Raw genomic sequence first — 7,892 nt, 5'->3', positions numbered from 1 at the left:
ATTTTCCCGGCATCAGGAAAATGGTCTCGCCGTGTCGAGTCCGGCTTGGGAAGAATCTGCGGGTTGACTTCCAAACCCGAGTTTGAGTTTCAAGCCCGAGTTTGAGTTTGCCACCCGAAAATTAATCCGATGCGTGTTGCATTCGGGTGCAAAATATTCCACCAAGAATCTTTGAGCGCGAAAAATCACGATGTTACATCCGGGTCGAAAAATTATCCTCCACCGGGAAAATTCACGATTCGCCCTATTGAAAAATAATGACACTAATGTATATATCTATTGTTTATTTATAGATTGAACTATAACGTGAGAACACAAACATCCACAATAGACACTTAGGTTTAATCTATGCGTATGCTATAGTTTATAACCAACAACGAAAAACCCCCGAGGCTGGCTAGAGCTTCAGGGGCGAAATGGAAAACCAGCGAGATTCTCCACGCATCGATTCTACGTCAAGGCATGGAGGGAAAGCGATGAGATTCGTGGGATACCGCAACACCAAACTCGTAGAACAACTCGCCAGAGACGGAAGGCTGCTGTCCACGTGGGGCAGCGCCAAGACCTTTGATCCCATGCAGTACACGCTGCTCATGAAGATGGCCTCATCCTCGTATGATTGGCCGCTCGACAAGCAAGCCGAAAAGGACGGCAGACAACCCCGCGTCTACCAGTACGGATGGCTGGCGATGGCACAAGACCTCGGCATGACATTGCCCGATACGCCAGCCGACATCGAAGTCATCGGCAACGAGCCTCGCGTGCCAAGAAAAGAAACCACGGCGATACAACGCCTCAGCCAGACGGCGAAAAAACTCGAAGCAAGCGGCCTCATCAAATGCCTGCGCAAGGGCAGCCCCCAGAAACGCAACAACGCGATCTGGCTGCTGACCATCGGCACGCCCGACGAGAACGCCGAGGTCGAGGCCTACGTGCGCAGACACATGCGCCTGTAGCGCGATGCCTTAAACCGACACGCCCCCGTGTCACCAGCCCCGCTTCGGCGGGGCTTTCTCCGGATTCAGCGTGTTTTCTCTGAATCAGAGAAAACACTTCAGGATTCCGAGAAACGATCCGCAATGGAAGACCCGCAAGTGGGCATGCGGGCTTGCACCCGCTGTCACATCGCGGCTGGTGCCCCGAGCCGGAATCGAACCGGCGACCTCCAACTTAGAAGGATGTTGCTCTATCCGCTGAGCTACCGGGGCGCAATAGGCCAGTATTGCATACGGTTTGGATTATCTGCGGAAAAATATGGTACAGATATGTGGCAAACAACATTTGACGCACGCCATGAAACAGTCTTATCGATACGCCAAAACCCTTATAACAGTAAGCGTAATCGGCTTTCATCCGAGAGATGGCAAATTGAAAGAACTTGGAATTAGAAGTCACATGCTCTATCCAGCTGAGCTACGGGGCCAAACTTGAACCATCATAGTGGCTGGTAGGTAAAAAAGGGCGCAACCCGCCGAAACGAGCCACACCCTTTGCATCGTTTATGGCCGCGCCGGCACTCACTTGTCGAAGCGCGCGCCTTCCGGCTTGCTGTCGGGCAGTGCGAACACGAGCCAGAAGATGCAGGCGACAATGGCCAGCAGAATGGAAATCACCAGCAGGACGACGCTGCTGGTGAACTGACCGGAATTAATGAGGTTATGCAATATGTTTTCCAGCTCTCCCTCGCCCAATTGCCGAGTAGTCGTGACGACTTGCGAAAGATCAACGCCCAAGGCGTCCGCGATGCCCTGAGCGAACTGGATCACGCCAACGATGGTCAGAATACTGCTGACGATGCCCAAGCCGTACGGCAGAAGAATAAGCGCGCCGGACTTGTTGGAATCATGCAGACGGCGCACATACAGCGCAAGCGTCGGGATAAGAATCGCAAGACTCCAAATGCCACTCAGGAAAGAGACCGCGGGCGCAAACCCGATAATGATGTTCAGCACAACGCCGACGATGAAGCAGAACAGCGTCGCCCACCAGAACTCGGAACGGGAAGCGCGGCCGGAGAAAGTCGCATACTTCTTGAAGAAACGGGAGACTGCGCCGCCGAAGGAAATGCCGAGATACGGCTGGTTCAAGGTCGGTTCCGCGGCAACGGCACCGGTGGAAGGCGCAACAGGGGCACCCTGAGGAGGCATGGGAGCGGTCATGATGGATTCTACTTTCTCTCAAACTTGACATGTGAGGAATGCGACTATGCAAACCAAATACACCAAAATACCCCGGACGCCTGACAACAAGAAGCCCCGCGAACGGCGATCAGGAGGCAAACCGACTGCCAAACACCGCGCAAACGACTCGATTCAGCCGATAATCCAGCTCAACGCCAGCAACACCACGAGGAACAGCACGTTGACGGCACTGTATACGGCCAAATAGCGCCCTTTCTTGTCGGGATACTGACGCACGACGTTCTTATAGGAAATCAGCGAGGCCATGGAGGCAATCAGGGTGCCCATGCCACCGAGATTGGTGCCGATGATCAGCGGCTTCCACTGGTCGCAAAAACCGGACAGCAAAAGCGTGGTGGGCACGTTGCTGATCACCTGGCTGGAAGCGACAGCCACCTCAAGAGGATGTCCGCCGACCAGCGACTGGGCGAGCGCGTAAAACTCCGGCACGCGCTTCATATTGCCGATGAAAATGAAGAACATGCAGAACGTGAGCGGCAGTCCCCAATCGACATGCTTGAACACGCGCCGGTCGGTGAACAGGAACGTCACGACGACCACCACGCACATCACCCACAGCGGGATGAAATTGGACACGGCGAGCAAACAGACGATGAACAGCAAAGCGTAGACGATGGTACGCCAGCCGCCGTAGCCCGCGCCGTAACCGGTGATGCGGATTTCGTCGGGGTGGGGTTTGTCGGGCTCGGGCGCGAGCACGCCGGCTTCCAAATCCTCAAGTTGCGACACCGGGCGCTTGTCGAATGCAATGGCGATGACAATCAGCAGCAGTACGGCGGCCGCAGTGGTGTAGGGCGCCATGATGGAAATCATTTCAAGACTCGACATGCCGGTGAGCGCTTTGAGATACAGGTTGTGCGCGTTACCGATGGGGGTCAGCATACTGCCCACATTCGCACCGATGGTCATCAGCGTGACCACCAGCACCACTCGCTCGCTCATGTTCGCCATGATGAGCACGGCCGCAGCGAACGGCACGAAAGTGACCAGCGCCACGTCATTGGTGATCAGCATGGCCGAGAAGAACGTGAGCGCCACCAGAATGATGACCAGATTGCGCGCCGTGCTGGCGTGCTGTAGCAGGCGCGAGCCGATGACGCGGAACACGCCGATGCGTTGCAGACCGCACACCACGATCATCAGACAGCATAGCTGGGTGATGGTGTTGACGTGAATGTAGGAGCGGTATTCGGCGTCAGGAGGCACGATGAAGCAGGAGACCAGCGCCAGAACCGACGCGACGATAAGGATGGTTTCGCTTTTGAGCAGCTTCAGCAGCCAGCGTCGCATCCTTCTCCTCCCACGAACCGTTATTCTTCATTGTGCAGCTGTTTCATTTTACGTGGAGGGCGGATAGGCCGCGCCGCGACGGGGGGGTCACGCGCGCCGCTGTGTCGGAACCAATCAACAATCAGCCTAGGGCGTTGCCGTATACGCGCGATTGCAAATCCTTGCGCGAGGTTTCCATCTTGGTGATTTCGCCAAGCTGGGCGATTTTCTCCTCGCCGTCCGGCATCTGCGCCATGCGGCGTTTGGCGGACTCGATGCGACGCAGCAGCCCCACATCGAGCAGTTTGACGAGCAGTTCGGAGGCGTATTGCCGCTCGGCCTTGGTGACCTGAGCGTTTTGATTGCCCGTGGGCTGGCCGCCGTTGCCGTTGGCGCCCGCCGAGGAGTCGTCTTTGCTTCGCTCGTCAGTCGGCAAGGGAAGTGGCATGACGGCGAGTTCGTTGATCACGGGTTCGAGCAATGGACCTGCGGCCTTGGTGAGGTTGTGCATCCACAACCCCTGCGTGGTGTCGGCGGCAGGCAGGCCCCCGGCAACCGTCACCGCCTGGAACAGCGTGCGGAACACCGGTACCGTGAAATGGCCAGGCACCAGTTGCCCGTACCATTCGGGGTTGATGGCGCGCGGAATCTGAATCATTGTGGCCATGAACTGCTGCTCGGTGATGAACACCGCGTCGTCGATTTTGTAATACGTCTGTTCGGCGGCGTCACGACGCTCGATTGCGCGACGCTCCACCGGGCCGACGGCTTTGTCTTCGTGCTGGGGAACCGCGAAACGACGTTTGGGCGCGTATGCGTCTTCGTCACGTACATGCAGGTTGCGGCGCGTGGCGTTCACTTCGCGGCGCATGATGTCAAGATCGACGCCGATGCGCCTGGTGGCCTTGCGCGTGTACAAATCGAACAGGGAACGATCGCGGATCTGCGCAATCAGCGGCGCGACAGCCTTCACCGCGCCCATCTGGCCGGTGGAATAGGAGGTGTCGAAACGGTTGATCGCCGCGTCGATGACGAAATCATACAGCGGCTTGGCGCGCAATATCAGCGAACGCACCGCCTCATCGCCGCGCTCAATCCTCAAGTCGCACGGGTCGAGGTTGTTTTCCGCCACGGCGACGAAGGTCTGCGACAGAAACGCGGAATCAAGCCCAAAGGCATGGAGCGCGGCCTTTTGACCGGCGGCATCGCCATCGAATGTGAACACGACGCGAGAACTCAACGCCTGACCGTTCACTTTTTGCGGCCCGATCAGTTGCACCGCGCCAAGCGAATCGTCGGAAATCAAGCGACGCACGATTTTGGCATGTTCGGCGCCAAACGCGGTGCCACAGGTCGCAATGGCGGTGTCAACGCCGGCCAAGTGCATGGCCATCACGTCGGTGTATCCCTCGACGATCACCACCTGACGCTTCTTGACGATGGCGGCTTTGGCCAAGTCGATGCCATAGAGCACCTGGTTCTTGTGATACAGCTGCGTGTCGGGGGTGTTGATGTATTTCGCGGCGATTTGGTCGTCGTCATAGAGCTTTCGCGCGCCGAATCCGAGCGTGCGGCCCGTCGAATCGCGGATCGGCCAAGTCACGCGCCCGCGGAAATAGTCGTAAATGCCGCGCTGTCCTTGGCGGGCCAGCCCCGCGTCGAGCATTTCCTGCTGGGTGAAGCCTTTGGAGGCCAAGTGGCGCACCAGATTGTCCCAGCCTTGCGGTGCGTAGCCACATCCGAAACGTTCGCAATCGGCTTGGCTAAACGTGCGCCCGCCCAGCAGCTTGCGTGCGGCAAGTGCCTCTTTGGTCATGATCTGGCTGACGAAAAAGCGCTGCGCCTCCTCGTTCGCCTCCAGCAGACGCGCGCGCTTGGAGCCGGAATGCTCTGTCTTGCCGGAGCTGGACTGCTCGTAGTGCAGCTCGATGTGGTATTTGTCGGCCAGCAGTTCCACGGCCTCGCGAAAGTCGATGTTCTCCTGCTGTTCGACGTATTTGAACACGTCGCCGCCCAGCCCGCAGCCGAAACAATGCCACACTCCGAGTGCCGGGCGCACGTTGAAACTGCCGGTTTTTTCGTCGTGGAATGGGCAAAGTCCCATGAACGTGCCGGTGCCGGAGGGCTTGAGAGAGACGGACGCGGATACGATGTCATACAAGTCCGCGGCGGCGCGAACCTTTTCCACGTCCTCTTTCAGAATCATTCCCGGCATAATCCACCAGCTTACACGCGCGGGTTGGCCGGGCGCCGATCAGCCCGCCGACGCGACCACCCGAGCTTCATCTACACGAACTCCAATGTTTTCTTCTCACGTGCGCATTGCGCAAGATAGAGGTTGATCAGGTTCTGGTATGGAATGCCCGTCTGCTCGGCCAACGCCTTGAAATAGTCGATGGTGTCCACATCCAGGCGCATGGTGACGGCCTTGCGCAGCTTTTTTTCGTAGGGGTTGGCCTTGCCCTTGCTGAAATCGTATTCCTCAAGCATGATTCCTCCTTTGGTTATATATGCGACTTTCGGTTTTCGTGGCTTTGCGGGCGGAAATGATGCGTATGACACCCTCGCTTTCGCGGTAGCAGTGGCATACGACCAACAGATACGCCTTCCAGCTCATGCCCAGAATGATGAACCGCTCCTCGTCCCACGAATGCTCCGGGTCTGGGATGACCTTGGCGTGCGGGTCGTAGAACACCGTGCTGGATTCCTCGAAGTCGATGCAATGTTTGGCAACGTTCCTCTCGGCTTTCCATGGATCCCACGCGAAGCGGATCTCATCTGTAGTTGTTGCTGTATTGCTATTATACATACTTAATCAATATCCTTTGCTGCTTGGGATGGGAATCGGGGCGATTCGCTCATCGTCGAACGGCTCGTCACCATGATGAAACGCAGTAATACCAAGGCGCAAGGCGGAACGGGCAATGTGTACAGAGCCCCGGTGGGTTATGCACACCCCGGCGTGTCGTCCACAATGTTGTTCACATTCAGCCGCCTCGCGCCGGCCGCGCACGCAGAGTATATGGACAGGTCGCACGAACCTTGGCACCGACGGCATACCGGCACCATGTCGGCATTGCCCCAAGGTCAATCAGCATCAATCAGCACAGGATGGAGTGGAGAGCCAAGGCGGAACCGTCGGTCAGGGACGCAACCTGGTCGATGGCGACGCGCAGACGCTCGTCGTCGTTGGTGCATTCGTTCCAATCGGCCAAGAACTGGCTTTCCAGCGCATCGGAGGGAGCAGGACTATTGGCCATGAACACGTCGACCAAGTCCTCGACGATCTTGAGCTCCTCCTGATGCAGCGGCTCACGCTCGCGCGGCACCATGACGAAATAGGTGGCGATGCCCTTCAACGCCACGATCTCATAGCCCGTCCGCTCGGGAACGACAATGCTGGCGCTGTATCGCGTCAGCGGGCCGGAACCATACCGCTCGCGCGTGGCGGTCTCCACCGACCTGCAGAAGCGTCCGATCAGATCGGATGTGATGTTCTTCAACTGTGCCAGCGCTTGCCTCGAACCGTTGAAATGCTCGGGGAACAGACGCTCGCGGCGCATGCGCTCATAGGTGGACACCAGTTCGTCAGCATCCCATGCCGCGCCATACCATTGGCGGGTTATCTCCACCAGCCCGTCGATGATGCGCGGGTCGGCGAGCACCATCGGATCGAATGCGCCGGTGGCGATGGAATCCTCCACATCATGCACCGAATAGGCGATGTCGTCGGACAGATCCATGATTTGGCATTCCATCGGCTTGGTGGCGCTGGTCTCGGCGGTGCAGCCGACCTTCAGCCAGCGGAACACCGGCTCGTCGTCCGGATAAACGCAGAACTTCTTGCCGTTCGCCCCTTTGGGATACCGTACGGCTTCGGCCTTGGTCCACGGGTATTTGACGGCCGCGTCCAGCGAGGCGCGCGTGAGGTTCACGCCGGCGGAACGCCCGTCGGAAAAGAACACCTTCGGTTCCAAACGGGTCAGGATGCGCAGGGTTTGCGCATTGCCCTCGAACCCTCCGATATTGGCGGCGATGCCGGCCAGCGCTTTCTCGCCGTTGTGCCCGAACGGCGGGTGCCCGAGGTCGTGGGCGAGGCAGGCGCAGTCGACCACGTCCGGGTCGCATCCGAGCATGGCGGCAATCTGACGGCCGATCTGCGCGACTTCCAGTGTGTGGGTGAGGCGGGTTCGCGCAAAATCGTCGGTGCCGGCGACCAACACTTGGCTTTTGGCACCGAGCCTGCGCAACGCCGACGAGTGGATGAGCCGGGCGCGGTCACGCTCGAACGCGGTGCGAGTCTTGGATTTGGGAGGTTCGGGTGCCCAACGCTCCTCGTCGAGGGAACTATATCCTTGAGAACTCAATACGATCTCGCCGTCGCGCGTGGTTTCCATGCTTTCAGCTTACCTACCTGCAACG

7 protein-coding genes and 1 tRNA gene are annotated in these 7,892 nt (G+C 58.2%); 1 reads left to right on the top strand and 7 read right to left on the bottom strand.

Annotated features, from left to right (window positions below; translation table 11 throughout):
- Window positions 1-476 precede the first annotated feature (476 nt).
- Window positions 477-956: a hypothetical protein gene (locus G1C94_RS04350; protein WP_172145137.1), complete on the top strand. Its 480-nt coding sequence runs from the start codon at window positions 477-479 to the stop codon at window positions 954-956.
- Between the two features lie 176 nt (window positions 957-1,132).
- Here G1C94_RS04350 and G1C94_RS04345 read toward each other — a convergent pair.
- The 7 genes from G1C94_RS04345 to G1C94_RS04315 form a co-directional block, all read right to left on the bottom strand.
- Window positions 1,133-1,208: transfer RNA gene (locus G1C94_RS04345), tRNA-Arg, on the bottom strand.
- A 309-nt stretch (window positions 1,209-1,517) separates the two neighbouring features.
- Window positions 1,518-2,159 (bottom strand): DUF805 domain-containing protein, encoded by a 642-nt coding sequence (locus G1C94_RS04340; protein WP_172145134.1) that lies wholly within the window; start codon window positions 2,157-2,159, stop codon window positions 1,518-1,520.
- Between the two features lie 153 nt (window positions 2,160-2,312).
- Window positions 2,313-3,491, bottom strand: coding sequence for an anion transporter (locus G1C94_RS04335; protein WP_172145131.1), 1,179 nt, complete (start codon window positions 3,489-3,491; stop codon window positions 2,313-2,315).
- Window positions 3,492-3,612: 121 nt separating this feature from the next.
- On the bottom strand, window positions 3,613-5,685 hold the full coding sequence (gene dnaG, locus G1C94_RS04330) for a DNA primase (protein ID WP_172145128.1): 2,073 nt from the start codon (window positions 5,683-5,685) through the stop codon (window positions 3,613-3,615).
- Between the two features lie 71 nt (window positions 5,686-5,756).
- A complete protein-coding gene (locus G1C94_RS04325; protein WP_172145126.1) occupies window positions 5,757-5,960 on the bottom strand; it encodes a CopG family antitoxin in 204 nt (67 codons plus the stop codon).
- On the bottom strand, window positions 5,953-6,279 hold the full coding sequence (locus tag G1C94_RS04320; protein ID WP_172145123.1) for a BrnT family toxin: 327 nt from the start codon (window positions 6,277-6,279) through the stop codon (window positions 5,953-5,955). The genes G1C94_RS04325 and G1C94_RS04320 overlap by 8 nt, the downstream gene beginning before the upstream one ends.
- Window positions 6,280-6,571: 292 nt before the next feature.
- On the bottom strand, window positions 6,572-7,867 hold the full coding sequence (locus tag G1C94_RS04315) for a deoxyguanosinetriphosphate triphosphohydrolase (protein ID WP_172145120.1): 1,296 nt from the start codon (window positions 7,865-7,867) through the stop codon (window positions 6,572-6,574).
- Window positions 7,868-7,892: the final 25 nt, after the last annotated feature.

The organism is Bifidobacterium panos (assembly GCF_012932445.1).
Lineage (GTDB): Bacteria > Actinomycetota > Actinomycetes > Actinomycetales > Bifidobacteriaceae > Bifidobacterium > Bifidobacterium panos.
The sequence above is the reverse complement of the archived record's forward strand: the minus strand, read 5'-3'. Positions and strand labels throughout refer to the sequence as shown.

Coding starts and splice junctions, on each gene's coding strand:
- dnaG (WP_172145128.1), bottom strand. CDS start 5,685: ATGCCGGGAATGATTCTGAAAGAGGACGTGGAAAAGGTTCGCGCCGCC.
- G1C94_RS04350 (WP_172145137.1), top strand. CDS start 477: ATGAGATTCGTGGGATACCGCAACACCAAACTCGTAGAACAACTCGCC.
- G1C94_RS04340 (WP_172145134.1), bottom strand. CDS start 2,159: ATGACCGCTCCCATGCCTCCTCAGGGTGCCCCTGTTGCGCCTTCCACC.
- G1C94_RS04315 (WP_172145120.1), bottom strand. CDS start 7,867: ATGGAAACCACGCGCGACGGCGAGATCGTATTGAGTTCTCAAGGATAT.
- G1C94_RS04325 (WP_172145126.1), bottom strand. CDS start 5,960: ATGCTTGAGGAATACGATTTCAGCAAGGGCAAGGCCAACCCCTACGAA.
- G1C94_RS04320 (WP_172145123.1), bottom strand. CDS start 6,279: ATGTATAATAGCAATACAGCAACAACTACAGATGAGATCCGCTTCGCG.
- G1C94_RS04335 (WP_172145131.1), bottom strand. CDS start 3,491: ATGCGACGCTGGCTGCTGAAGCTGCTCAAAAGCGAAACCATCCTTATC.